General features: G+C 42.7%; 23 protein-coding genes. 13 read left to right on the top strand and 10 right to left on the bottom strand.

The annotated features are described in order from the left end of the window. Positions 1–55: 55 nt before the first annotated feature. Together CEX98_RS14040 and CEX98_RS14035 are read right to left on the bottom strand one after the other, a co-directional pair. Positions 56–1,966 (bottom strand): alkaline phosphatase PhoX, encoded by a 1,911-nt coding sequence (locus CEX98_RS14040; protein WP_099642684.1) that lies wholly within the window; start codon positions 1,964–1,966, stop codon positions 56–58. Between the two features lie 393 nt (positions 1,967–2,359). Further along, on the bottom strand, positions 2,360–2,893 hold the full coding sequence (locus tag CEX98_RS14035; protein WP_099642683.1) for a lipocalin family protein: 534 nt from the start codon (positions 2,891–2,893) through the stop codon (positions 2,360–2,362). Positions 2,894–3,047: 154 nt separating this feature from the next. On the opposite strand from CEX98_RS14035, the gene CEX98_RS14030 reads away from it, so the two are divergent. Continuing rightward, positions 3,048–3,590, top strand: coding sequence for a DUF6942 family protein (locus tag CEX98_RS14030; protein ID WP_099642682.1), 543 nt, complete (start codon positions 3,048–3,050; stop codon positions 3,588–3,590). 559 nt (positions 3,591–4,149) lie between these two features. On the opposite strand, the gene CEX98_RS14025 is transcribed toward CEX98_RS14030, so the two are convergent. The 4 genes from CEX98_RS14025 to CEX98_RS14010 all read right to left on the bottom strand — a co-directional run bounded on the left by CEX98_RS14025 (position 4,150) and on the right by CEX98_RS14010 (position 10,004). Then, a complete protein-coding gene (locus CEX98_RS14025) occupies positions 4,150–4,815 on the bottom strand; it encodes a class I SAM-dependent methyltransferase (protein ID WP_099642681.1) in 666 nt (221 codons plus the stop codon). A gap of 10 nt (positions 4,816–4,825) precedes the next feature. Next, positions 4,826–8,479, bottom strand: a complete 3,654-nt coding sequence (locus tag CEX98_RS14020) for an AAA family ATPase (RefSeq protein WP_099642680.1) — start codon at positions 8,477–8,479, stop codon at positions 4,826–4,828. Positions 8,480–8,483: 4 nt separating this feature from the next. Continuing rightward, the gene (locus tag CEX98_RS14015) at positions 8,484–9,683 is read right to left on the bottom strand and encodes an exonuclease SbcCD subunit D (RefSeq protein WP_099642679.1); all 1,200 of its coding nucleotides are present in this window, start codon (positions 9,681–9,683) and stop codon (positions 8,484–8,486) included. A gap of 81 nt (positions 9,684–9,764) precedes the next feature. Then, a complete protein-coding gene (locus CEX98_RS14010) occupies positions 9,765–10,004 on the bottom strand; it encodes a hypothetical protein (protein WP_099642678.1) in 240 nt (79 codons plus the stop codon). Positions 10,005–10,463: 459 nt separating this feature from the next. Here CEX98_RS14010 and CEX98_RS14005 point away from each other — a divergent pair, with 459 nt between their 5' ends. The 6 genes from CEX98_RS14005 to CEX98_RS13980 all read left to right on the top strand — a co-directional run bounded on the left by CEX98_RS14005 (position 10,464) and on the right by CEX98_RS13980 (position 16,888). After that, the gene (locus CEX98_RS14005; protein WP_099642677.1) at positions 10,464–12,887 is read left to right on the top strand and encodes a M1 family metallopeptidase; all 2,424 of its coding nucleotides are present in this window, start codon (positions 10,464–10,466) and stop codon (positions 12,885–12,887) included. Then, the gene (locus tag CEX98_RS14000) at positions 12,887–13,375 is read left to right on the top strand and encodes a DUF6702 family protein (protein WP_099642676.1); all 489 of its coding nucleotides are present in this window, start codon (positions 12,887–12,889) and stop codon (positions 13,373–13,375) included. Before CEX98_RS14005 ends, CEX98_RS14000 begins: the two co-directional genes overlap by 1 nt. Positions 13,376–13,536: 161 nt before the next feature. Then, positions 13,537–14,412: a hypothetical protein gene (locus tag CEX98_RS13995; protein WP_242441705.1), complete on the top strand. Its 876-nt coding sequence runs from the start codon at positions 13,537–13,539 to the stop codon at positions 14,410–14,412. Between the two features lie 90 nt (positions 14,413–14,502). Continuing rightward, entirely contained in the window at positions 14,503–15,096 is a 594-nt protein-coding gene (locus CEX98_RS13990; protein ID WP_099642674.1) for a 1-acyl-sn-glycerol-3-phosphate acyltransferase, read from the top strand. Between the two features lie 333 nt (positions 15,097–15,429). After that, on the top strand, positions 15,430–16,131 hold the full coding sequence (locus CEX98_RS13985; RefSeq protein ID WP_099642673.1) for a hypothetical protein: 702 nt from the start codon (positions 15,430–15,432) through the stop codon (positions 16,129–16,131). Positions 16,132–16,147: 16 nt separating this feature from the next. Continuing rightward, positions 16,148–16,888 (top strand): reprolysin-like metallopeptidase, encoded by a 741-nt coding sequence (locus CEX98_RS13980; protein ID WP_099642672.1) that lies wholly within the window; start codon positions 16,148–16,150, stop codon positions 16,886–16,888. 129 nt (positions 16,889–17,017) lie between these two features. On the opposite strand, the gene CEX98_RS13975 is transcribed toward CEX98_RS13980, so the two are convergent. Continuing rightward, entirely contained in the window at positions 17,018–17,638 is a 621-nt protein-coding gene (locus CEX98_RS13975) for an arylesterase (protein WP_099642671.1), read from the bottom strand. Between CEX98_RS13975 and CEX98_RS13970 the strand changes: the two genes are divergently transcribed. From CEX98_RS13970 to CEX98_RS13955, 3 genes are all read left to right on the top strand, one after another. Beyond that, on the top strand, positions 17,637–18,350 hold the full coding sequence (locus tag CEX98_RS13970) for an ABC transporter ATP-binding protein (RefSeq protein ID WP_099642670.1): 714 nt from the start codon (positions 17,637–17,639) through the stop codon (positions 18,348–18,350). The genes CEX98_RS13975 and CEX98_RS13970 overlap by 2 nt on opposite strands. Further along, positions 18,340–20,841 carry an ABC transporter permease gene (locus CEX98_RS13965; protein ID WP_099642669.1) on the top strand — a complete coding sequence of 834 codons (2,502 nt, stop codon included), beginning with the start codon at positions 18,340–18,342 and terminating at the stop codon, positions 20,839–20,841. The genes CEX98_RS13970 and CEX98_RS13965 overlap by 11 nt, the downstream gene beginning before the upstream one ends. Positions 20,842–20,990: 149 nt before the next feature. Continuing rightward, on the top strand, positions 20,991–21,608 hold the full coding sequence (locus tag CEX98_RS13955; RefSeq protein ID WP_099642667.1) for an HAD family hydrolase: 618 nt from the start codon (positions 20,991–20,993) through the stop codon (positions 21,606–21,608). 14 nt (positions 21,609–21,622) lie between these two features. Here the strand turns inward: CEX98_RS13955 and CEX98_RS13950 are convergent, their stop codons facing one another. Continuing rightward, positions 21,623–22,006 (bottom strand): DUF3224 domain-containing protein, encoded by a 384-nt coding sequence (locus tag CEX98_RS13950; RefSeq protein WP_099642666.1) that lies wholly within the window; start codon positions 22,004–22,006, stop codon positions 21,623–21,625. 144 nt (positions 22,007–22,150) lie between these two features. On the opposite strand from CEX98_RS13950, the gene CEX98_RS13945 reads away from it, so the two are divergent. Beyond that, positions 22,151–22,945 (top strand): helix-turn-helix domain-containing protein, encoded by a 795-nt coding sequence (locus tag CEX98_RS13945; RefSeq protein WP_242441704.1) that lies wholly within the window; start codon positions 22,151–22,153, stop codon positions 22,943–22,945. Between the two features lie 59 nt (positions 22,946–23,004). Here the strand turns inward: CEX98_RS13945 and CEX98_RS13940 are convergent, their stop codons facing one another. Next, on the bottom strand, positions 23,005–23,562 hold the full coding sequence (locus CEX98_RS13940; protein WP_099642664.1) for a TetR/AcrR family transcriptional regulator: 558 nt from the start codon (positions 23,560–23,562) through the stop codon (positions 23,005–23,007). Between the two features lie 85 nt (positions 23,563–23,647). Between CEX98_RS13940 and CEX98_RS13935 the strand changes: the two genes are divergently transcribed. Together CEX98_RS13935 and CEX98_RS13930 are read left to right on the top strand one after the other, a co-directional pair. After that, positions 23,648–24,181 carry a dihydrofolate reductase family protein gene (locus tag CEX98_RS13935; RefSeq protein WP_099642663.1) on the top strand — a complete coding sequence of 178 codons (534 nt, stop codon included), beginning with the start codon at positions 23,648–23,650 and terminating at the stop codon, positions 24,179–24,181. Between the two features lie 375 nt (positions 24,182–24,556). Further along, positions 24,557–25,051: a GNAT family N-acetyltransferase gene (locus CEX98_RS13930; protein WP_099642736.1), complete on the top strand. Its 495-nt coding sequence runs from the start codon at positions 24,557–24,559 to the stop codon at positions 25,049–25,051. A 234-nt stretch (positions 25,052–25,285) separates the two neighbouring features. Here the strand turns inward: CEX98_RS13930 and CEX98_RS13925 are convergent, their stop codons facing one another. After that, positions 25,286–26,518 carry an EAL domain-containing response regulator gene (locus tag CEX98_RS13925; RefSeq protein ID WP_099642662.1) on the bottom strand — a complete coding sequence of 411 codons (1,233 nt, stop codon included), beginning with the start codon at positions 26,516–26,518 and terminating at the stop codon, positions 25,286–25,288. Positions 26,519–26,520: the final 2 nt, after the last annotated feature.

Here is a 26,520-nt window from a genome sequence, read left to right as displayed (position 1 = left end):
CAAAATTTTGATAAAAAAATGCAGCGCATCATTAGATGCACTGCAATACACTCAGTTATTTTGCTTTAGGGTCATAAAGCCAAAGCGTGTTGTTTTCTTGGAAACCATCTTCACCGATGATGATACGACCATCTTCCATCACAATAACATTGTCTGGCTGTGACAACTGGTTAACGTCACAACGTTCTGCACCAGTTAGTGAAGAGCGGTAAGTGCCACCCATTACAACCGGCTCAATACGAGTGAGGTTATAGCTGTTATCGATATGTGCTCGGTATACACCACCACAATCTTTCACACGGGCAGAAAGTTGAATGTCACCCTTATCATCAATCATCGTGTTATCTAAATCAGCGATACCGATATACATATAAGCTTTGTCTACCACTTCGCCAGGTACGACATCTTGACCAGTTACCGCTTCTAGCACGCGATTATGGTTGATGCTGATCCCTTCCAGTTTACGCCACTCCGCAGTTGCGCCTTTTTGACGTGCAGCCTGACGAGACTCAAGGAAAATCGCGCGGTTATCCATAGGCTTTCCAGCTGTTACCTTGCCACCACCATTCTCAATGGTAGGATACGTTGCAGCTCCTTCAGCCCATGCTTTAACGTCGGCAACAGATAGGTAGCTTGTCTGATCTGCCACATAGTCAGACTCGTTAATACCGTCATACTCAGCAATCCAAGTTTCTATCTGCGCATTACTACCGCTACCTAACTCAACCCAAGATACATCGAACCCAGTAACGGCAGGATCAGTCAGGCCAGCATCCTGAGTTAGTTTGGCTGCATATAAAGTACCAGCGCTCAGATCTTCAGGCTGATCAGCAACAAACTTAAACAATACACCGCCAGTATCATCTTGTGATGAATAAACCGTGCGACGGTCTGGCATCACGACTGAGTTTTCATGCTCATAACGACCAATAGTGAAATGCTTAACTACATCTGGAGTATCTGTTGTTGGATTTTGAATTTCAGCGATATAGCCGTAACGATAAGGATTAGGGAAATCTGGTGCTGTTAACGCTTCCATTGTGTCATTACCAGTTTCAGCAGGGTTATTCCAGTCAGGATCTTGTGTTGAGTCAACTTCTGACCAAACAATCCATTCTTCTGAAGTCAGTGGCGTGCCCCAAGGAGATACTGAGCCAAAACAGTTTGCCGCGGTGCCTTTAACACCATCAAAGTCAACCATCATTGCCTCTTCGATTGACCATTTACCCGTTGTCGCTTTGCTCATTTTCAAACGACTTACGCCGCCAGGGTATGCTTCCCAGTTAGTGAATAAGTAACCGGTATCTGCATCCACAGGAATGAAGCCGTTGAAATCTGGGTTATCATTTTTAATGATTTCTTCACCCGTTGAAATGCTGTAGTGCACACCAAGACCGCCAGCTAGTCCATTTTCACCCAAGCTTGCAAAAGTATCACCAGTTTGACCTAAGATTTGATATTGACCAATTGCAGAAATAACCGTTTGCTGCTCCATGGTCGATGCAGGGATAGGTGCACTCGGGATATTAGCAGGAAGATTATTAAAGTTAACGCCTGTTAACACACCCACAGTACCTGTATTGAAAGGTTTTTTATTAAATTTATCAGTTTCTGTGTTGGCATCATTTGGGTGCTGAACATTAAAGAATAAATCACCACCTTCAGACAAAAACAAGCCTGTTACTTCTGCACCGGCCGGTACTGTCGCGATGCGAACAAGTCCGGGTACACTGTAACTTCCATCGCGACCTGTTTGACCGTCTGCACCGTCTTGACCATCGCTGCCATCTTGTCCGTCCGTACCGTTAGAGCCGTCTGCACCATCCGTTCCATTGGTGCCATCTTGGCCTGCTGTACCTTGCTCACCCTGTGGACCAGCTGGGCCTTGTTCACCATCATCGCCATCACAGGCTGTAAGTGCCATTGCAACTGCCGCTGCAATTAAAGAATATGCTACACGCTTCATGAGTTACTCCAGTTCCTAAGTATTGTTTTTTGTAAAGCGTGCAACAGTGTGAAGTGTTCCTGTTACAGTTGACTGACTGATTTATTAACCCTTTCCTACAGGAATAAGACAAATTCAAAACACTATAATAGGAACATCGTTGTAAAGGGGGTTTACGTTTTTTAACCTGAGGTCTGAATAAAGAATGAGCTACTTCATTGTTTTTTTTATTTCTTTATCTAACCACAGGGGGTGGGGATAGCACTGCTTCGCACCCAGCTCTTGCTAAGATAGCTACATACTGTAAGTAAGACGAACTGATTCACCATAAGCTGGCTATTGAAGGTCAATTCAACACAGTTAGCGCTAAAACTGGCTGCTAAAAAAGCACTAATTATTCGAAGTCCAGATTATTTACTCAGAAATCGGATCGTGTTTCATGAATATAAGTTCATCGGTGTTGAATCCATATTCTTCTGCAGTAGTCACAAAACGCTTAATAATGCCTTTTGATACTTGAGGCGTTCGTGAAAGTAACCAAAGATAGTCTCGGTTGTAACTAGTCACAAAGGCATACTGATAATCTTCGTCTAGCTCAAACACCACATAACTGCCATAAAAAGGACCAAAAAATGAAACTTTCAGATGCGCTATTTCATCATTTGCAACAAACTTAGCTTTACCAATCGCTTCTTTCCATTGACTATCATCTGTCACATAACCTCTATTCACAACTTTAATTGAACCATCACTATTTTCACTATAGGTCGCGGTGACATTTTGCATGCCTCTCTCAAAAGCGTGATCTAACCGAGCAATTTCATACCATGTGCCAGTGTATCGTTCTACATTAAAATTACTCACCGGCTTAATTCCGTTAGGCAGCCCGGTACAAGCCATAACAGCTATACTTGCAAATACACCAACGAGAAAGTGACGTAGTTTCATATTATTTCTCCAATTTGTATTGGGTCTAATACGTAAATGCTTTTATTTTAGTTTAATTTTCAATGGTTTTTTACTTGCTTGTTACTTTCATCTTCTGAACGATATCGTGGTATAGTTACTCAATTTATGCATCTATAGTTCAAAGCCAAGTACCATGATCACAGTACAGAGCAAAAAAATACTAACTCAAGGCCTAGGAGCCAAAACAGGCAGGGTCGCTTTTTACATCGAACACCCACCAAAGCTAGAGCCTTACCAGAACCTAACGCAAGTCACTCCGCTAGCCCCCGGAGAAATCGATCATATCAACCAGCACTGTGGTAATGGCTGGCGTAAGATCTTTAATGTATTCGCTAAATTTTTGTTTACTGCAAAGCTCACAGATCACGATATTACTAACTACCCAACTTGGCAGGCATATCGGGATAACCAGTTACTGCAACACTCAAGTCAAGAGGCGCTGTTATTCTCAGCTCCTGATTTTTCAATAAAAACATATGATTGGCATATAATTTCGGGGCGTACTTACGCAAAATCATTACTCAGAGATCAGATTTTTACTAACAACCTAATGTGGTTAGACGACGAGTTTGCCGTTGACTATCACTTACGTCTTATTATTTCACCATTTCTAGACTATCGACAGCTTAGTAATATAAAAATCAATAAGTTAGTAAACATCATCACACAAAGGTAAATCTCTAAGATTTATAGTAGAACAAAAAATAAGAAGGACAGGCACACTTACAGATCATGTTTTTACTTAGTAAAATAGTGATCTATTGGATCATTAGCCCAAATCCAGATCAGAGTTTTACCAAGCTATAGCCATAAGATCAGTATTTTACTAACTTCGAATCAAGCTCATGCCCATCCAATTCTATTAAGAATAGATTTCTTTATTACTCGACAAGCCCTAAGACCTTTGCCTCTTGCACCCATTGGCACTGTACCTATTTACATTATCAAGTGATCTATTTGAAGCGAGGCAGTTTTGTCGACAACACCGCTTCCGCCCCCTGCTCACGCCAAGGTACCGACGTCCATGTAAGCAAAACAAAAATTTTGTCTATTTATTTGTTCTAAATGAAAATTTTTAAAGCAGTTAACGTCTGATTAGACCCTTCAAATTGGGTAAGCGTTAAGAAAAATTGAAACTATTGAACGTGGTTAAACCAGAGGGAGCGGCATAAGTACCGGTGTGACTCAAATGAGAGAAAACCAAGCCGCGCATAACGACTTGGTAAAATTTTGTTCTATTTCACGCTAACAACATAGCCCGAAAAGCCCAACACTTTAAAAAAGGGCTTTGCAACATCGAAGCCTGCGGTATTTAAGAGTTCGGCCAACCGAATCTTATCAACTGGATAAAATTCGTGTTCCAAATTAACTCGCATGCGCTGTTCGCCAACCTCTGAGAGGCCAAGCTGCTTACAGGCTATCAGCTGAGCATCCCGCTCAAAACCCGTTGCAGGTCTTTCTAAGTCGGCAATAAACAACTTGCCATTGGGCTTTAGCTGTTCATGCATTTGCTTAAACAAGCTGGCCTTGTCGCCATTATCCTTAACAAAATGCATCACGAGTAAACATAACACCGCATCAGCTTGATAAACCTTAGGCGAAATAGCGCCATAGTGGATTTGCACGCGCTCTTTTAATCCCAACTTAGTAAAATTCTGATCTGCAATCTCTAACATATCTGAAGATACATCTTGGGCGATAAATTGCCACGAAGGGTTGAGCTTTGACAGTTCAACAATCTCTTTACCTGTCCCTGCACCTATTACTAAAATGGAGGCTTGCTTTGGGTAAAGTGCAAGTAATTGTGCTCCTGTGAGCTGATGAAGCAACTCATAGCCAGGCACTAGCTTAGTGATTCTTAAGTCATAGTTTTGGGCTTCTTCGCCCGTAAATGTCGGCATCCAAATTTCCTTATGGTTGTGGGACTAAACTTAGTGATGAATAACCTCCGGGTTGCTTATTAACGTGGATCCGCGTAGCTATTCGCTCACTCATCTGAGCCACATGCGAGATCACCCCGACTTTACGCCCTTGTGACTGCAAGGCATCCAGCGCATCAATGGCAACACCCAGAGTATCGGGATCTAATGTACCAAACCCTTCATCTATAAACAGCGATTGTATTTGTACTTTATTCGATGATAGCGCGGCAAGTCCAAGCGCAAGTGAGAGTGACACTAAAAATGACTCTCCTCCTGAAAGCGTATTTACACTGCGCTGTTCATCTGCCATGTCTTTGTCTATAACCGCTATCTCTAAAGACTGCTCAATTGTTGTAAGTACATAGCGTCTTGATAGCGTATGCAATTGCTGGTTAGCATACTGTAATAAGATTTTTAAGGTTTGCGTTTGCGCCCAATTACGTAACTTTTTACCTGTGGCGTCACCGAGCAGCTTATCTAATAAGTGCCAGTGCTCGTAGTCTTCCTGTAATTGAGCTAACTTTGTAGCTTGCTGCGAAAACTGTAGCTTATTTTGCGCATCAACCTCTAATGCACTTTGTATTTGTAATAACTGGTTTTGCGTTTGTTCAAGCGTTTGATTGGTCGTATTAAGCTCTTGTTTAACTGATTCTTTATCGATACCATCTGGGAACTTTTGCATCAAATGTGCAAGTTCCTGTTGCTGATGTAATTGCAGACTCTTGGTATTTTGATGTTCCTGTTGAGCTTGTTTGTATTTTTCTAGATGCTCATGGGCTTGTTCAACACTCGCACCCAATAGAGCCAGCACTTGCTCCTTGGTGAGCTCATTTTGCTTTAACCAACTAGTAAAGCGCTCATCAAGCTGAGCAAGACGTTCGGTATATTCTGCTATCTGCTTCTCTAGTTGAGTTATACTATGCAAAGCTTTATCTCGCTTTGCCTCAGTCTGAGTGAGTTGCTGTTGAGTGTTAACGAGCCGCTCTTTGCAAGAATGCGCTTGCTGTTTCAGATCTGCAATCCAATCATCCAGCCTCTTATATTGTTGAGGTAGGTATTCCGCCCTTTCACGCTCTATAGTCTCCATGCTGTGATGATGTTGTTTTAGTGTCTGCTCAAGCTCGGTTACACGCGAAATTTCATCTTCTTTTTGTTGGCTCACCAAACGTAGTTGGTTTTCCAACTGTGCTTTATTCGTTTGTAATGCACCATGACGCTCAGACACGGCTAACCAATGCTGTACCCGCTCTTTCAGTTCTTTAAACGCAGAGCTTGCAGACTCATCAAAGCGTTGCCACCAAGTAGTATCAGGAACCAATAAAGTTAGCCTGTCCCTTAATGCACTGACCGCTTGTGCTAGCTGCTTATGCTCGGTTTGTAAAAAAGTAATGTGATTATTCAAATCATGATGCTGTTGCTGCAGTGCCTGTCCTTTTTGTTTGGCTCGGTCAAGATGTTGCTGCGCCTCTTGCACAACTTGCCATTGGCCGTCTATCTCGCTTCTTAACTGAGATAGCTGCGCAAGCTGTGACTGTACACGCTCGAGTGTTAATTCGGCTTGCTCTGCACTCCCAACCAGATACGTTTCAGGCATCCTGTTTAGCCGTTCATGATTGTCATTGAGTTGCTTGGTGCAATGGGCTATTTCTTGTGAGACAGATTGCCAAAGTGCATTCTCTCGCTCTTTTTCACCAACTTGCTGATTATAACGCTGTAAAACCTGCTCACGAGCCTGCTCAGCGGCTTGATATTGTGAACGGAAATCAGACAATAACTGCTCCCAGTGAGCATCAATGTGCTCAACACCATAAGGATGTTCTTTTGAACCGCATACCATACATTCTTGGCCAGCTCTCAACTGCGAGCGTAAGTCGCTGATCCGCTCACTTGCCCTCAATTGAACTTGCTCTAGATTGTCTCTGGTTAGCGCCAGACGCTGTTTAGACAATTCATCTTGCCGTTTGGTATCTTTGATCTGTAACTCTAATCTTTCTAAGCCTATATGATGCTGCGTTTGCTGTGCTCGCAGCTGGTGTAATAAGGCGTCACCCTCCTCAATGCTACGGTAAGCTTGAACGCACAACGACCAGTTTTGCACCTCCTGATTAAGATCTTGCTCTGTTAATGGTGCAAGTCTGCTTTGTAGTTGCTCGAGTTTTTTCGCTTCCGCTTGATAGACCGTATCTAATTGTTGTGCCTGTCCTTGTTGTTGCACAAGCTCTGTAGTGAGTTGCTGTTGCTTAGCCGGTAAGGCATCTAGCTGTGTGGTATGTGTCTCAAGCTGCTGCATATACCGCTGTAGATCATCAAATTGAGGCTGAACCGCATCCCACTGTTTAGCTATACTTGCTACAGAGTTAAGGTTGGCTAAGTCTTGATCCAGTTGTCTAAGTTCATTATCCACCTTGGCTTGCTTCGCTGTCAGCTCGGTGAGCTCAGCTTCACGTTGCTGAACTAAGCCTGTGTGCTTTTCCAAATATGGTTTGGTTTCTTGTTCTTGTGCCTTATGCAGACTTAGTTTTTCGTCCAGCAGTCGAACGGCATTAAAGCTCGGCTCTAACGCAGTAAAATCATTTTGCTGCTTAATAACTTGCTGTTCTAATTCTTGTATTTGTGTATTCAAGCGAGCTAAATCAGACTCAAAGTCTTGTTGTTTCAGGGCACTTAGCTCATGGATAAACTGTGCCTTGCGACTCTTGGCAAACTCATGCTGCTCTCGGTTATCGCGCACTTCATTCGCTTTTAATACTTGTTCAGCATGTTGTTGTTCAGCTTCCTTATCTTTCAACCTTTCTTCAAGTACAACTAAGTCTTGCTTTATCGCTGCGATTTTCTGCTTTCTTGACTCAACATCGGCTAACCACTGCAGCTGAGATTGCAATTTTGTGCTTGTATCTTGTAACTGGTTTCTCGCATTAATCTGCTGCGATTTTTGTGTTTCGAGTTCAGCTTGCTGCTCTGGTGACAAGAGCACGATTTGACCTAATCTATCTTGCAAAGATTGCAGTTCCAGTTTCTTTTGCTTGTGCGCTTCAAAAACCGCTTTGCCTATATTGCTAAACTTTTCTGTCCCAGTAAGGCACTCTAGTAACTGCGCTCGCTCATCCCCACCCGCTTTTAAAAATGCAGAAAACTCATGCTGTGCAAGCAATACCGCGCGAGTGAACTGCTCAAAGTTAAGCCCAACCAATTGCTCAATTTTCTGCTCAGTCTCTTTTTTCTTTTCACAGACCAAAGTCATCGCCGGTACGCTATATAACTCAATGGAGGCGGTCTTTAAGTTGCCTTTAGGGCTTTTTCTCGCTCGCTCAACAGACCATACGGCTTGATAACGTTTGCCATCCTGAGCAATGAACACCACGGTAGCACTGGCTGACACACATCCTCTGCGAAGCAAGTTGCGAGGGTCATTGAGTTTGATATTGTCACCATTGAACGCCACCTTCTCTTTATCGTCGGACTTTAATCTCGCTGTTTTTCCGTAAAGTGCCAGACATACAGCATCTAGCAAAGTACTTTTACCTGCACCGGTATCACCCGTGATAGCATAGAGTCCAGTATCCTTCAGAGGTGCCGCAGTAAAATCAACCTCAGCCGCTTCAATTGACGCCAAGTTTGAAATGACTATTTTTTCGAGTTTCATCGCTCTATTCCTCCATGCTCGCGATCACTTCCGCTAGTTTGTCGTGTAGGGAAGCTGGGGCCGTATCTTGCTCTGGCTCTATCTCTCGATAGGCAATATCTAACAGCGTGTTGGGCGACAATGACTCTACCTTGCCTAAATCCTCAAATACATTTTCACACGTAGTAATGCCTTCAGATACTCGCTCTATTCCGCAGAATTTAACATTTTTTCCTTTCAAAGCCTCATCGACCTCAACACGAAAACGGCTGCTTGTTTCTGCTGCGGATAATTTAAGACGGATGTAAGGCGCATTGTCGAACTGACTAAAATCATGGGATGCGATTTCTTCACACAGCTCAGCCAGACGTTTAGCACCTAACTCAGGAATATAAAGCACATCTTTAAAGCGTGGGACGTAAAGGGGCTTTACATCCACTAGGCCTTGCTCATTAAAATCGCATAGAAGCACTTGGTGCTTATAGTTACGCTCTGAAAACGACATAGGCAAAGGCGTACCACTGTATCTAATTGCAGTCTGCTTTGCGACGCTCTGCGCTTTGTGGAGATGACCCAAAGCAACATAATCAAACTGTTCACCAAATACTGTGGCCGATACGGCATCAAAACCACCAATATTGAGATTGCGCTCTGAGTCTTCAGAAATACTCCCTCCTTTAGCATGGAGGTGACCCATTAGAATGATTGGCCCCTGTACCTCTTTTATGGTTTCTTTTGCTTTTTGATAAGCCAATTGCACACCAATTTGATAATCGAATGCATCGTCCTCTGGCTTTGGTAGATCAGCACTGCGCAAAAACGGCATCGCCACAACATGCATGTGCTGTTTGCCAACCATCAAGTCGAGTACTACTTGTTCAGGCGCTAACTTATCAAAACGACCAATAACATGAGTGTTAAATGAAGTAAGGAGTGGCTTGGCAGTTTCTATTCTATTTGCAGAATCGTGATTACCTGCAATTAGCACGATATGCAGGTCAGGACATTTGAATGAGGCGCTTTGAATAAAGGTATACAGTTGTTTCTCTGCGCTAGCAGGCGGCGTAGCGGTGTGGAAAATATCTCCGCTGATGAGTAATACATCAATTTGTTGTTGGACTAATACATCTATTAGCCAATTCAAAAAAAGTTGATGTTCTTCGCTACGATCATGTTCGTAAAACGATTGCCCCAAGTGCCAGTCAGATGTATGTAAAACCTTCATTTAGCGTTCCTTTTCCTAAAGAAACGCTAATATAACATCGACAAGCAATATTCGTCTTGCGAATATTAAAGCTTTGCTCGCTTAATGGGTTAATTGCCACCAAGCAAACATGATCACTGGTAATGCAAGTAAAAAGAATTTAGCGGGTAACTTAAAAACACGACTATGCTTATCTTGCACACGCTTAATCGCCGACTTCTCGTTACAGGCAGCTACTTTATCAATATAAAAATAGCCGTCATCTAAATAATCTTTACAGTTTTGTTCGTCTGCAGGAATTGCAACAAACTTCTCTTGTTTTTTTAGTATGTAGAAATCCATACTGCCCACCACATTCGATTCGCTAAACGGGTATTTAGTACAGAGCAAAACTAACGCCAGTTTTACCCAGAGATTGTAAAGTGCGCGATTTTAAAGACAAAGTTAGGTCAATATCAACAACTAATTTTGATTTCTTTATTTATTTATAAAATGTAGACAATAACCCTGCAAAATACCTTTTTGGCATACAAATTAATTTTTCTGAATATGTCATTTTCTCTATAAAAAACAAAAGTGTAAAAAATATGCAAAATTGACAAAAATCAGTCACAGGCATTAATTGTTACTTTATCTCAAAACTTTGATTTCTACATTTTTATTTGTCATTTTATTGACACTCGGAAGGCTTTATTTATCCCAAAGCTGGAGAATCAGGCTGCTTGGGTTTACGCCCAGTATCAAATTGAATTAAAAAGCTTTATCGGTCAACACGTTGGCAAGATAAAACAGGATATTATAATGACAACATCAACACGTGCCATACCGCTACTGGTCGCTATTGCTTTATCCAACCTTGCAAACGCCAGTGCCATTTCACAAACCAAAGGCAACTTTGAAGATAAATTTCGCCAGTTAGACGAAACCCTACCTACCCCAAATATCTACCGCAGCGCAGCCGGTGAACCCGGAGAGCGCTATTGGCAACAAAAAGTGGATTATGATATTGACGTAAACTTGGATGAAAAAGCCAAAAGGGTAACGGCTACGCAGACCATACACTATAAAAACAACTCACCTCATACGCTCAAATATTTATGGCTGCAACTAGACCAAAATATCTTTAAAAACGACTCGATAGCTGAGCGTTCGGCAACGTTTGGGAAGGAATTACAGAGTAATCCAGTTGCAAAACATGCAAAAATTTCACTAAACCAACTTAGGCGTCAGCAATTTATGGATGACACTGAGCTTGGTTTTGTAATTAGTCATATCAAAGATGGTCGTGGTAAGCCGCTCAAAATGACCATCGTCGATACAATGATGCGCATAGATCTAAACCAGCCACTAAAACCAGGCAAAGACGTACAGTTTAGTATGGACTTTGCCTTTAATATCGTTGAGGAGGATGCGGTTGGTGCACGTTCTGGCTATGAACACTTTGAGAAAGACGGGAACGACATCTTTTTACTCGCACAATGGTTTCCTCGTCTAACGGCTTACACCGATTACGAAGCTTGGACTAACAAGGCATTTCTTGGCAGTGGAGAGTTCACTTTAGAGTTTGGCGACTACGATGTTGAGATCACAGTGCCTGCCGATCATATCGTTGCAGCAACAGGTGAACTAGACAACCCAACACAAGTGCTGAGCAAAACTCAGCGAGACAGGCTCGAGCAAGCTAAAACAGCGCAACGTCCTGTATTCGTGGTCACCGAAGAAGAAGCACTAGAAAACGAAAAAGCAGGCACCGACGACACCAAAACATGGCGTTTTAAAGCCAAAAATGTGCGTGACTTTGCTTGGGCTTCTTCACGCAAGTTCATGTGGGATGCTAAAGGCTATCAGCAAGGCGGCGACGAGCAGCCACTGGTAATGGCGATGTCATTTTTCCCCAAAGAGGGTGGAGAGCTATGGAAAAAATATTCCACCGAAGCTGTTATTCATACTATGGAAGTTTATTCCCGCTTCTCTTTTGATTACCCATACCCAACCGCACAATCAGTGAATGGCCCCGTAGGCGGCATGGAGTATCCCATGATCACCTTCAACGGTCCTCGCACAAAACTACAAGATGATGGCACACGCACATACTCCCTAGCCGAAAAGCGCTTTTTAATTGGGGTAGTCATTCATGAAATAGGGCATATCTACTTCCCGATGATTGTCAATTCAGACGAGCGCCAGTGGACATGGATGGATGAGGGCCTCAATAGCTTTTTAGATGGTGTCGCTGGCCGTGAATGGGACCCTACGATTCCATGGGGAGTAGAGCCAAGGGATATCACCGCATACATGAAGTCCGAAGATCAATCCCCAATAATGACACAATCTGACAGCGTATTGCACTTAGGCCCAAATGCCTATACCAAACCAGCAGCAGCCCTGAATATTCTGCGTGAAGTGATCTTAGGTCGTGAACTATTCGACTTTGCATTTAAAGAATATGCTCTGCGCTGGAAATATAAACGCCCAACACCTGCTGACTTTTTTAGGACCATGGAAGAAGCGTCTGGTGTCGATTTAGATTGGTTTTGGCGTGGCTGGTTTTACACCACAGACCATGTTGACATCTCGCTCGATAAAATCTACCAATTAAGGCTAGACACCAAAAACCCCGATATCGACTTTGGTCGTCTCCGTGAGTTTGAAAAGAGCAAGCCGATGTCGTTATTCGTCAAGCGTAATCAAGAAGAGGGACGGGCTCTCTGGATTGATAAAAACAAAGACATAACGGACTTTTACGATCACAACGACCAATTCACAGTCACTAATGAAGAACGAAATGAGTATCGAGAGTTTTTAGCCGAGCTTAAGCCTTGGGAAAAGCGTACCCTTGAGCGGGCAGTAAAAGAAGACAAAAACTATTACGTACTTAAGTTTAGCAATATTGGCGGACTCGTGATGCCAATCTTACTTGAGCTCACTTACCAAGATGGTTCCAAAGAAGAGCACGTAATCCCTGCCGAGATTTGGCGCCGCAATGCCCGTAACGTCAGCAAGCTTATTATTACTGACAAAGATAAGCCACTAGCATCTGTGACCGTTGATCCTAGGTGGGAAACCGCCGATGTCGATATCGAAAACAACCACTACCCAAGACGCATTATAGAATCTCGCCTTGAGCTCTATAAAAAGAAAGCACGAGAAGGTAAAGTGTACCGCGATATCATGCAAGATGTGAAAGCTGAACTGAAACCACTTGAAAAGAACAAGGATAACTAATGAAAGTATGGCTCTTTGCCGTTTTATTGGTACTAATTTCACCGCTTTGTCAGGCACACCAGCTTAAAGCGGCTGTTACCACTGTGTTATTCAACGAACGTAGTGGCAACATCGAAATCATGCATCGTTTTTACCTTCATGATACCGAGCATGCGGTAGAAAGCTTGTTTAGCCAAAATGCTGATATATTTAATAACGCCTCCGACAGAGCGCGTTTTGCAGAATATGTCGATAGGCGCTTTGCGATGAAAACAAACGAAGGCAAAGTGCTCCCTTTACACCTCGTCGGCTCTGAAATTGATGGTCAATTCTTTTGGGTTTATCAAGAAACCCCGCTGTTCTCACCGATAGCAGGGATCACAATGCGCCACACGGCGCTTCGAGATTTGTGGCAGGACCAAGTAAACCTAGTTAACTTTGAGGGTAAGGGAAAGGTCAGATCTCTTCACTTCGATGGCAGCGACGACTGGCTTAGCATTACATTCTAAAACAAGAATTTTAGTAAAAAGGTGCTTCGGCACCTTTTTTGTTCACTAAGCTGAGCTAAAGTTAGATTATGACCTTAATAGTACCAATAACACTCAGCTTTTACTCAACAACAAAGGCACAGATTGAGTACATAAAATGAGGAAAAGGAATGATCACCTCAATGATAAAATTTTTACTCTTCATTTTATTCATTTCAACTCCCGTGTTTGCAAGCGATTTAGTCCGTTATAATATTTCAAAAGAGTTTTCGGATCCTAAACAAGACTATTACATTGCGCTACTCCGACTCGCGTTGAACAAGAGCAGGGACCAATATGGTGCTTATCAACTGGTTGAAAATTCTTTCGATCAAACACCACAAGGACGAACGCTTGAAATCTTAGAACAAGGCGAGCTACTTGATGTCCATTGGAGTATGACATCAATTCAAAGAGAGAAGCGTTTAGCAACCGTCTACATACCGCTACTAAAGGGGATGATGGGAGCTCGTTTATTACTGATCCATAAAGATATGGTCAACAAGCTCGCTTCAATAGACTCACCAGCGCAGCTAGTAAACCTCACCATTGGCAGTGGAGTTGACTGGCCTGACACTGCAATATACGAGAAAAACGGTTTTAGCGTCGTGACAAGTATCGCGACCTCACTGCCCAGAATGCTTGAAGAAAAGCGATTCGACTTATTCCCAAGAGCGTTACACGAACCTTGGACCGAACTGCATACCATTGACAATGCAGTGGTAGAGTCGAGGTTTGCATTTTGTTATCCCACCGCAATGTTCTTTTTCGTCAATAAAGATAACGAACGCCTAAAGGCCCGTTTAACCTATGGATTAAAAAAGGCCATTGAGGATGGTTCGTTTGATAAACTATTTTTTAGCCATCCAGTTACCAGAGAAGCGATTGCCAAAGCAAAATTTGAAGAAAGACAGATATTAAAGCTGCAGAATCCCAACCTGAGCGGCCACACGAGAGATATTTTATTTAACCCAAATTACACGTGGCAGCCAATCCATCAATGCATATCACCAAACTAATCATTGACTTGAAGCACCATAATAAGGTTTTATTAAAATACCAGCTCACTCCTTCATAACTTGATAACAACAATCGTTAAGGGCATTACTGTGATCATACTTCCCCCCAATACTCCCCGCTCAAAGAGTGCTATTGGACAAAAGGTAGGCAAAACTATACTCAAACTGATGGGATGGAAAATTGAGGGAAACTTCCCAAACGCAGACAAGTTTATTGCTGCGGTTGCACCACATACCTCAAATTGGGATTTTATTATCGGTATTGCAGTAAAGCTTGCGCTCGACGTTGAAATTCGCTTTTTGGGTAAACATACTATCTTTATACCTCCTTTCAGCTGGCTGTTAAAAAAGTGGGGAGGTATTCCTGTTAGGCGCGATACTCCCCATGGCATGGTTGCACAAGTGCGCGATATTTTTGCTAATAGTGACAAGCTCATCTTAGGGTTGGCGCCAGAAGGAACTCGCAAATACACGCCTGAGTGGAAAAAAGGGTTTGTTTACATCGCACAATCAGCCCAAGTGCCTATCGTACCAATGGCCATAGACTATCGTACAAAAACCTTTGTAGTCATGCCCGCCATTGAAAAAACCACAAAGACGGATCCTGAAAAGCTGCTAAACCAAGTTAAGCTTCACTTTGTAAAACAGATGGCTAAATACCCAGATCAAGCCTCTGGACTATGAATAAAATTTCTATTCCTTGGTAAATTGTTAGATTTATAAATCAAGAACATACGTAGTTTAACATTAAGCCTCTCATTACCTTCCAAAATAAAGCCAAATTAATCAAACACTTCCACAAAGCACAATAAAGTTACAAAAGTTTGACAATCGTACCTTTTATCATATTACAGCGCCTCACTTTGTAAAGATTTGTTAATGAAATTTATGCATACATATCATGCAGATATTTAATAATGCTCGAGTGATTAGAAAAACAAAGGTAAATTAAAAGTTGATAAAAAAACAACTCCATGAATATTATTTTACCAACTTTTAACGTCTTCATGGTGAACTATGCGCTTATTTATTGTCGCTCTGCTGGTCGGTTTTATTGGTATCGCCTTTTGGAAAATGATGCCGCAAACAACACCTTCTTCAACACACATAGTCGAGACAACAACAGATACTCCTAACATCGACACTAAGCCTATTTCTATTGAAGAGGAAATAGAAGTAGCACCTCAGCAAAGTGCAAATACAACAAAGGTCGCGGGCAATAATGACTTTTATGCGGTCAATAAAATATCAAATAAGGCTAAGGCTGTGCTTACAGCAGCTAAGGTGTTACCAAAAGATTTAAGTAACGAAGCCTATATTGAGTTTGATCTTACTTCGCTGAGAAACCTAGAGGGCGGTGACAATTTTGAGCTGCTTATCCCTCAAACTCAAGAGTCCTTCGTTGCAGAAGTGACGGGGATATCACTGGCTGAAAATGGCGATAAAAGTGTATTTGGTAAAGTCACAGGCGCCGATGGGCGTTTTCACACCACGGTACTAACTGTGGGGAAAGATGCGGTATATGGTCAGCTCACAGCACCTAGTGGCAACTATGTGTTTGAATCTAAAGATCAGTACGGTTGGATTGCGGCCAAGCGAGATTTATACCGCTCGCACCAAGAAGAAGAGCTACACCCGCACGATAATCACGACGAAACACAACACAACTCAGTGTCTGTACAGAAAGATATTTTTAAACCCAAAAGTAACGTTAACTAAAAAGAAAGGAAATAACATGAAAACAACTGTAAAGGTAGCATCGCTGGCAACAGCACTCGCTCTATCCGCAAGCGCATCTGCAGTAACCGTTGATATTGGTATTCTTTATACTGACCAATCAGCGGCTGCAACATCAAACATTAATACAAAAATCAATCAACTGATTGCATTTACAAACCAAGTTTACAGCCAAAATGGCATCGACTTGCAGTTGCGCCTTGCGGGTACCCAAAACCTAGGTAACCATAATATCACGCCAACAAGTGCTTGGTTAGACTCTGTCACAAACAGCAACTATGTAGCTAATCTTCGCAACACTTGGCGTGCAGACATGGTTGCGGTACTCGGTACAGGGGAGCGTAATGGCAACTACATTACATGTGGTTTAGCATGGGTTGGTCAAGGCACTAACGGTAATCTTTATTCAAGCATGAGTAACCGTATGTTTAGTATCACAGGTATCGACTGTGGTGCGACCACTTTTGTTCATGAACTTGGCCATAACCAAGGTTTAGCGCACTCGCGCAAACAAGGTGACACACGCGGTGGTGTATACGTAGACGGTATGGGTCATGGCGTACAAGATAACTTCGCAAGTATCATGGCTTATCCACATGTATTTGGTAATGCAACGCAATACGATTACTTTGCAAATCCAAATTGGAACGTCAGTGGCGTACCTTACGGTGTCGTAGGCCAATCATATGCTTGGAAAACGGTGAATGCGACCAAAACCAGCATCGCAAACTTTAAGTAATCACGATTTACTTAGCTAGGTTATACCTGCAAATTTCAAACTAAAACACACCCAAACCCGTACTATGTGCGGGTTTTTTACTTTTGTGCGCAGCCAGGTGCTCGAAGACAAGCAACGTATAATCTCTATTTACTTTTCTATCCACTTATCGATTGCTTGATACATAAAATCTCGGATCAGAGGCTGAGCGGCTTTGTTAGGGTGTAGATTATCGTCTTGCATTAATTCTGGCTTGTTAGCAATTTCCAACATAAAGTAGGGCATGAGGTAACTATTTGTTTTTGCTGTGACTTGTTGATAGCTTTGGGTAAACATACCGGTGTAACGAGGACCCAAATTAGGTGGAATATGGATTTCCATAACTGCAACCTTAGCACCTGAATTTTGGCTGGATTCAACTAGTTGCGTTAGATTCGATTTTAGCCTTTTGATAGGGAAGCCTCGCAACCCGTCGTTACCGCCTAACTCTATTAACACATGAGAAGGCTTAATGCGCTCTAATTGCTGCGCAATCTTTGCCACAGCGTTACCTGTAGTTTGACCGCTGACGCTAACATTGATAATTTCGATCGGAATTTGTTCTGTTTCGTATTTATTTTGTAACAATTTAACCCAACCATCGTCTTGTTTCAGGCCATAAGCGGCGCTTAAGCTATCACCAACTATCATGAGTTTTTGCTTGGCATTTGCGCTTAATGGCGCCATGACAATAACAAGTATGAACAACAACTTTAGGAAATAGTACTTCATGTCAGTGCTTTCTCAGTTAAATATGATCCAAGTAAAAGGCCTTACTAAACAGGTCTCTACCGTCGAAGGTAACCTTACTATCCTTAGTGATATCGATTTCACTGTCAAGTCAGGAGAGTCTGTCGCCATTGTCGGTGCGTCAGGCTCTGGTAAGTCAACCTTACTTAGCCTGCTTGCTGGCCTAGATATCGCCTCGAAAGGCGAAGTTCATTTAGATGGCGAGTCTTTACAAAAAATGAATGAAGAAGCTCGAGCTCAGCTAAGGGCTGAAAAGGTCGGCTTTGTCTTTCAATCATTTATGCTGGTGCAAAGCTTGACAGCACTTGAAAATGTTATGCTCCCTGCAGAACTAGCTGGGGATAAAGGCGCTAAAAATCAAGCAACAGAATTATTAGAAAAGGTTGGCTTGTCACACCGATTAACGCATTATCCATCACAGCTTTCAGGGGGAGAACAGCAGCGTGTTGCCATAGCCAGAGCGTTTATCGGCAAACCAAAAATCCTCTTTGCCGACGAACCCTCGGCCAATCTAGACAGTAAAAATGGCCACCTAATTGAGCGATTATTATTCGATCTAAACAAAGAAAATGGCACAACCTTAGTATTGGTCACCCATGATGAACAGCTCGCTCAACAATGTGATCGCATTATTCATATTGAAGCTGGCAAACTGGAAGTAATCAAACAAGGAGCAACAGCAAATGTGGTTTAAGTTAGCACTCACTTTATTCTCTAGAGAGTTTAGGCGAGGCGAGCTTACCATCATCTTAGCAGCAATTGCTCTTGCAGTGCTGACTGTGTTTAGCTTGTCTTCCATCACTGAACGTATCCGATTAAATATCGAACAAAAATCCGCCGATTTTATTGCCGCCGATAGAAGGCTCTCAAGTAACCATGATTTCGATGACAGGCTACTGACCACGGCTCAAGAGTTTGGCTTAAGCACCGCCAAGCAGGTTTACTTTGATTCCATGTTGTTTGCCAACGATGAATTGGTCCTTGGCTCGTTAAAAGCGGTCACAGACAGTTATCCACTTAGGGGCCAACTCACCTTAAAGGACACCCTCGAAGGAGAGAGCTATCAGATACAAGCCGCACCCAAAAAAGGCAATGTATGGCTTAGTGAAGGGCTATTTTATTCACTTGGCCTGAAAGTGGGCGATACAGTTGAAATTGGGGCAGGGCAGTTTAACGTAAGTAAAGTGCTTATGAACGAGCCTGATGCACCGTTTTTCTCTCTTGCAGGAAATAAACGCGTACTCATTAACTTTGATGATATTCCCGTCACAAAAGCAATTCAGCCCGGTAGCCGAGTGTTTTATCGATTACTATTTTCCGGTTCAGAGCAGCAGTTGGGCGAATACTACACATGGCTCAAGCCGCAATTAAAGAGCAACCAGTCTTGGCAAGGAATAAAGGATAGGCAATCACCGCTGGGCGAAAACTTGGCACGCTCGGAAAGCTTTTTGCTCCTTGCGGGATTATTTGGCATTATGCTCGCAGCAGTTGCAATGGCGGTATCGGCCAAGCGTTATTGTGAACGTCAATATGACCCTGTGGCGATGATGAAAACCTTGGGTGGCAGCCGAACAACTATCCGTCGCATTTATCTGTTGCACCTCTCACTCGTGACCTGCTTTTCGGTCATAGTAGGGTTAGCCATAGGATATGGTTTGCAAAGTGTTGGCGCGTCTTATTTGGTTTCCTTTATGGATACCACCTTACCGGAAGCAGGGGCTAGACCTTGGTTACTCAGTATCGCTGTCGGCGTGATCTGTGCCATGATGTTCTCACTCAAGCCGCTGCTAGATTTGTTTGATATTCCCCCCCTTCGTGTCCTAAGACGTAATTTAGGAGATACGCTTGCCATTAGCCGGATCCACCTGTCATTCTCCGTATTGACCATTTTTGGATTGATGTGGTTATTCAGCCGCGACATTAAGATCACAGCGATTTTATTCGGGGCAACCTTACTGCTTATGGCGGTGCTTTATGTTATTTCACGCCTGTTCTTTTCAGCAGGCCGGAAACTTGGCTTAAGCCCAGGTTCTAGTTGGTCACTTGCTATTGCTACACTGCAAAAACGGGCAAATGCAAACGCGGTACAACTTATTAGCTTTGCTTTAGCGATAAAACTGATGCTGTTTTTGGTGGTATTAAAAAACGACATGATCTCTGACTGGCAGATGCAAGTGCCACCAGATGCCCCCAATGCTTTTTTTATCAATATCGCTGAGCAAGAGATCCAGCCCATGCAAAGTAAACTTGATGAACAGGGTATTATTCATGAGCACTTTTACCCAGTCTTTTTAGGGCGTGTAAATGCACTCAATGGTGAAGCGTTTGCCCGACGAGTTTCGTTGCAAGAAGGTGAAGAAAAAGATGAAGATGCTAGAGAAGGGGTAGGGCGAGAGCTTAATCTTACCTGGCTTGACGAGCTGCCTGAGGGCAATGAAATTGTGAAGGGTGAATGGTTTGACGACTCAGATCACCTTCAGGTTTCAGTGTCGCAAGGGCTTGCTGAGCGAGTAGGGATAGAAGTGGGAGATACACTCAGCTTCTTAATCAATAGCCAAACGATTGAGGCAAAAGTAACCAGTTTACGCAGTGTCAACTGGGGCTCATTAAAGCCTAACTTCGTGATGATCTTTAACGATAAGGTTGCAGGTCAATTTCCTGTGACTTATTTTACTGCAGCTAAGCTTGAAGCGACAGACACTAAAGTGATCAGCCAGTTCCTAAAAGACTATCCCACCATCAGCATGATTGACATTCAAAGTAGACTCAAACAGGCGCAGTCGATGATTTCTCAGGTCTCATTGGCAATAAGCTTTGTATTGAGTATTGTGCTAATTAGTGGCTCTTTGGTACTGATTTCACAGGTTCAGGCAAGCCTTGCTGAACGTATGCAAGAAATCGTTATCTTACGTACGCTGGGCGCTAAAGGTCGCTTAATCAAACTTGCTACGCTCTATGAGTTTTTATTACTTGGCGCATTAGCTGGATTGGTTGCAGCCGTCGTCAGTGACATTGCCCTGTTGGTGATCCAAATGCAAGTATTCGATGTCGATGGCCGATTACACCCTTATATTTGGCTTTTAGGACCAGCAACGGGCGCGACATTCGTCGCTACTATAGGCTACTTTATGGTAGCAAATACGATGAAGCAAAATACCCAAGGATTGCTTCGAAAACTCGCATAATGTATGTAAACTTAGGCTCGCTGCACTTGTAGTGAGCCTCTCACCTTGCAAAAGCAAAACTCCATCGACTTGATCTTTACAAACCTGAATTACGTATCTACCTTTAATTAGGGCTGCGCAGTACACATGCGAAACCAAAGGATATAAAAATGGATAGGATACCGGTTCAAGGCATCATTTTTGATTTAGACGGCACCTTAGTGACATCTGAACTCGACTTTTCGATTATCCGAGCACAAATAGGCTGTCCTGCTGGACAAGATTTGCTTAGCTTTATTGCCGAATTACCATCACCGTACATGCGTGAAGAGGCCATGAATATTGTGCATCAGCATGAACTATGCGATGCGCAACACTGTGAAGTGCTGCCAGGAGTGCGAGCTTCGATTGCACAGCTGTCGAGAATGGGCATACCGCTTGCGGTCGTCACTAGGAACTTCGCAAAGGCGGCTCGCTTAAAGCTCAAGCTAGCAGAACTCCCGATCCCGATGCTTTTAACTCGGGATGACGCTCCAGCAAAGCCAGATCCAACGGCATTACTGCAAGTAACCCAAACATGGCAAGTGCCGCCTTACCAGTGCGTGTATGTTGGCGACTATCGATACGACATAGAGGCGGCACGTAATGCTAATATGCCGTCATGTTTATATGCACCAAATGGTATCCCTGACTATGCAAAGCAGGCCGATGTGGTGATTAGCCATTTCGCTGAGTTGGTAGATGCACTCCATACGCTAGACATTAGAAGATATCGATACCTAGCCTAGCGCTGGGTTTTGCACTATTGCGCTGACACTATCTGATAGTTCGCATTCTTTCCTTCAGTGGACTCAAATGAGCCCTTGTCACCCACAGTGACTGATGTGACATCACTTTGCACTACAGTAAAGTTACTGATCGCTTTCCCTTGTTTAAAGCGTCCATCATGCATCAGCACAACTTTACCTTGCTGTCCCAAAAACTGCCCTGTGACAGCTTCAAATCCATTAAACTCAACATCACCTTCTTCTGTATAATGAAGCTGGTAGTACACTTCACTACTACCTTGAATATCACCAATATAATCAAGATTAACCACAGCTTTGGAGAGTTTAGCACCATCATCAAATTGTTTTTCTGTGGTTTCTTGCCAATTGATAATTTCGTACACACCTGTTAGTTGCATCGCATTTCCCTTAATTTTATAGTAGAAGAGTTTGACCTTGCTCTGCAGTTTCATGCAGCTTGTTTTAAATCTAGCACGCAATTTAAAATTGGTATTGTAAAAACGCGACAACAAACAATAAGCTCTATCCATAACAAGGCAGCGATGAAATCTAACCTTAGCCCAGTCAACGGTGTACTCCACCAACAACAAAGCGCTCCAAACTACCAACTTAGACGGTATTTCCCATGCACAGAGTTAAAAGGTCTTGTTGAGCAATTTTGGTTTGTCGACTGGTGTTTGCCGGATAATAAAGCCCATACACAAAGAAACTTACCAGATCCCAACTTTCATTTACTGCTAAGTACCGATGAAATAAAAATTATTGGTCCTGTAAGCAAAGTATACGATTACACAATGCATGGAAAAGGGCAGATCTTGGGGGTTAAATTTAGGGTAGGTGCCCTAGTAGAGCAATTTGATATCACCCCTTTGGCATGTGTCGATAAAACCTTTTCTTTGGAGCATCTTTGCGATGTGCCGTCAAGTTCGCTGATTTCTTCATTAACGACGGCAAGTGATGATGCAGAGCGGGTAACAGTGCTATCACAATTTTTAATGCCGTTTGCACTCCCCTTAAGCACAGGTGCAGCTATGGCTGAAGATATTCTCAACACTTTGCAAGATCACAGCGATATTTTTACGGTTGAGCAACTGGCCGAACACTGCGATATGCCAATACGAAAAATACAAAGGCTCTGCCAACACTACATAGGTTTTAGTCCCAAATGGCTAATTCGAAAGTATCGCCTGCACCAAGCGCTTGCACTGCTTGAATCTGATGCGATTACAATGGCAGACATTGTTGCTCAGTTGGACTATACCGATCAGTCCCACCTTATAAGAGATTTTAAAGAAATAATCGGCACCACTCCAAACCGTTATCTCAAGCGCCCCTAACTGCTACTTCGCCTAAACACTTTGTAATGCCCCTTTACAACGCCACAACGCAATGACACTTAAGCCTCAATCGCTTTACAAATTAGTGCAATTGCACCGCTTGTCATCGAGACATTTAACGCTTCTCTATCTGGGTTACACTCCATTGCAAGTGCTACGCCATGTAAATAATCAACGAGTAAGCAAATCGCATCTTGTTGTGCCTGTCCCTGTAATTTAAGCGTTTGAGTCACTTCTTCAAATCGAGTTTGAAATACTTGAGCTGGACCTACTGATTCTATTGACAGCAGCACAGTTAACAACCCTGGATAGTCGTCGAGTAGCTGTAAATAACTTGCACTGAGCTTTTGTAGTTCTATTTGCCACTGTTCATCGCAGCTAGGTTCATATATTTCATCAACTAAAGAGCAGGTCAAAGCTTCGAGCAAAGCCTGTTTGTTTTTAAAGTAGTGATAAATCGCCATCGCATCGACATCAAGGTTGCTAGCCAAAGCCCTGATACTGGGAACTTTTTTACTTTCTTTCATCAGTAATTTAGCCGCTGTTATGATCCGTGCTTGGCTCAATGTTTCACTATCAGCCAGAGGGCGGCCACGCCTTTTTTCCTTGACACTCATTCTTTGTGCTCGCTAAGATAAAATAAATCTACACAGTAGAATTTATTTTATCTTGAAATGGTCATCAGTTCAATTGGAGTAAAACATGGCAAACATTGTCTATATCGGGGCAAGTCTAGACGGCTTTATCGCGGATAAAAATAATCGTATTGACTGGCTACATGAGATCCCCAACCCAGCAGGACTAGATTTAGGGTTTGCCGACTTTATGGCACGAATTGATGCTATCATTATGGGACGCAATACCTTTGAAACCATCCAAGGGTTTGATTGCGAATGGCCATACAAGAAGCCCGTTTTTGTATTGAGTAACACCTTGAAAACGGTGCCTAAAAGTATTGCTGATAAAGTATCGCTTGTGCGAGGTGAGCTCACTGACATCGTCGAACAACTGGCTCAGCTTGGCTATCAAAACCTTTACATTGATGGCGGCAAAACCATTCAGAGCTTTTTGCAACAAGACCTTATCGATGAGCTTATTATTACTACTATTCCAATCTTGCTTGGCGGTGGTGTACCTTTATTTACTGAATTAAACGCACCGCTTAAATTTAAACACGTAAATGCCATTAGGTACTTAGACTACGTAGTGAAAAATCATTATATACGTGAAAGGTAACACCTTAGGGTGCTAAATATAAACACCGTTTCGTTTCACCAACTTAACCACAAAACAAGATGTATTGTACGCAGCAAAAGTGCGTGCTAAGTTATTGATAGCTTTTTAACCTAAGGTTTGGATAAGGCATGCGTTAACTCATTGTTTTTAAAATCACATAAAATTATTTTCTTATCCAGCCAGAAAGTTTTGGGATAATCTCGCCCTCGCGTTCTGCTACCGCCCTGGTACCTACCCCCTTGTAGGCAAGGCGAATTTACGCACCAATAGCTGGAAGTGAATTCAACACAGTTAGCGCTAAAACTGGCTGCTAGAAAGGCATTAATTATCCGAAGCTCAGGTTTTTTACTTAACCCCATTATTAAGGAAAGTAGCTTGTATACATTACGGTCATTTCAGCTCAGTGATAAAGCTCGCCTCATAGCAATTCTGAACGACCCTGACATTACTAGATATCTGTCGACTAAAATCCCGCAGCCTTATACAGAGCAAGACGCTCTTTGGTGGATTAATGAAGGGAGCAAACTAGGTTATATTCGTGCAATTTGTGAGGGAGATCTGCTGATTGGGTGTATTGGTGTTACGCCCGGAGAGTTTGAATATGAACGCTCAGGTGAAATAGGTTACTGGCTGGAAAAAAGTCATTGGCGCAGGGGAGTTGCACACTTTGCCATTCAAAAACTGATCAAAGTCGTATTTTCTGAATCAAAAATTGAGCGGATTTTTGCTTCTGTGTTTGATGGCAATGTGGCGTCAATGAAGCTGTTGCAAAAGTCAGGCTTTGAACAAGAAGCGGTTTTAAAACGAGCCATTTTTAAGCAAGGTATTTTCTACGACAATCACCTATTCGCGATTTTAAAAAATAATTAACCAGGCTCGAGATAAGAGCTTAGTTAACCAATTAAAATATCTAAACTCAAAAGCTTAGTATCACTCTAGCCAGAAGCTATTGCTTAATACAAGACAAATTTGTGCGTCAATCGCTAACTTATTGCAGGCAAATCTAACGCAGTAATAAGGAATAACAGCTGCTAGAGAACAGATTGCTAAGCAAAGTTCAGGTTAATTAGCCCCTCAGAAAAAATGGCAAGGGGCTTTACAGTTTTAAGCTTGTATTAGCACTTTACCTTCAAGCTCATTGTTGAATGGATGCATACCATTTTTAATCCAAGTTAAAAGATCATCAGCAGCCATAGGTGGCGCCATCGCGAATCCTTGTCCTATATGACAGCCATTCATCTCTAAATATTCCCAATCAGCACCAACTTCTATCCCTTCTGCCACTAAGCTAATACCTAGTTTGTTACACATGGATAAGGTACTTTCAAAAATAGCTTGAATATGCGGCTTAATAGCGACTCCCTCAATTAGGCTACGATCTAGCTTCAACTCAGTAAAAGGGATCTCAGACAGTTGCTTTACCGAGGAGTACCCCGTGCCATAATCGTCAATAGACAAGCCGCAACCAATCAAGCGTAAACGAGCCAACACATTTAATGCTTTTGCAATATCCTTGATCACAGACGATTCCGTTACTTCCAAAGTGATACGTTTCGCATCAGCTCCCATATCGTTGAATAACGTCATAACTTCATCAGTAAAACGCTCGTTATCAAACGAAACCGCAGAGATATTGACCGATATTTGAATATCGAGTCCCAATTCGGTAAAGCGCTTTTTCTGCTCAACCGCCAATCGCAAGATCTCAAGAGTGAGCTCGTCAATCAAGCCATTTTCTTCACAGAGGGGAATAAAGTCTCCGGGAAAAACCGTCTCACCGTCGAGCGGTAAGCGCACTAGCGCCTCAACCCCACAAAGCCGACCGCTTTGCATATCTATCTGAGGTTGATAATGTAATGAAAATTTGCGCTCAGCCAGCGCTTGACGAAGCTTTTGTAGCTTAACGTCACATTTGTTCTCTTGCGGTAATACCAGTCCACACTTTCCTTTATTGTGATAATAGCGGTCTAAAAGCTTTTCAAAACTAGAAGGCAGCAAAGGCTTTTTAACCGATCCCAAAACCCAGAGGCCTTGTTTGCTAGCAAGTAATTCCACCGCGGAGATCAACCCCATCTCTCTGCCACTAACAATAATAAAGGCTGATTGGCATCTTTGCTCAGACAGCAATTTTAGTAGCTCGATTCCATCTATATCCGGCATCTCTAAGTCGCAAATGATAATATCAAAACACGTCTGTGAGCGCTCAACCTTCTCCAGTGCGGCACGGCCATTCTCGGCAACATCCACTTTGACGAAACCTAAACCAATACACATATCTTGAGCGAATTGTCTTTGCCCGACACTGTCCTCGACAATTAATACAGAAATTTCACTCACTA

Origin of the sequence: Pseudoalteromonas piscicida (assembly GCF_002744175.1) — a bacterium.
In the GTDB taxonomy this organism is placed as follows: domain Bacteria; phylum Pseudomonadota; class Gammaproteobacteria; order Enterobacterales; family Alteromonadaceae; genus Pseudoalteromonas; species Pseudoalteromonas piscicida_B.
This window is presented reverse-complemented; position numbering and strand designations above follow the sequence as displayed.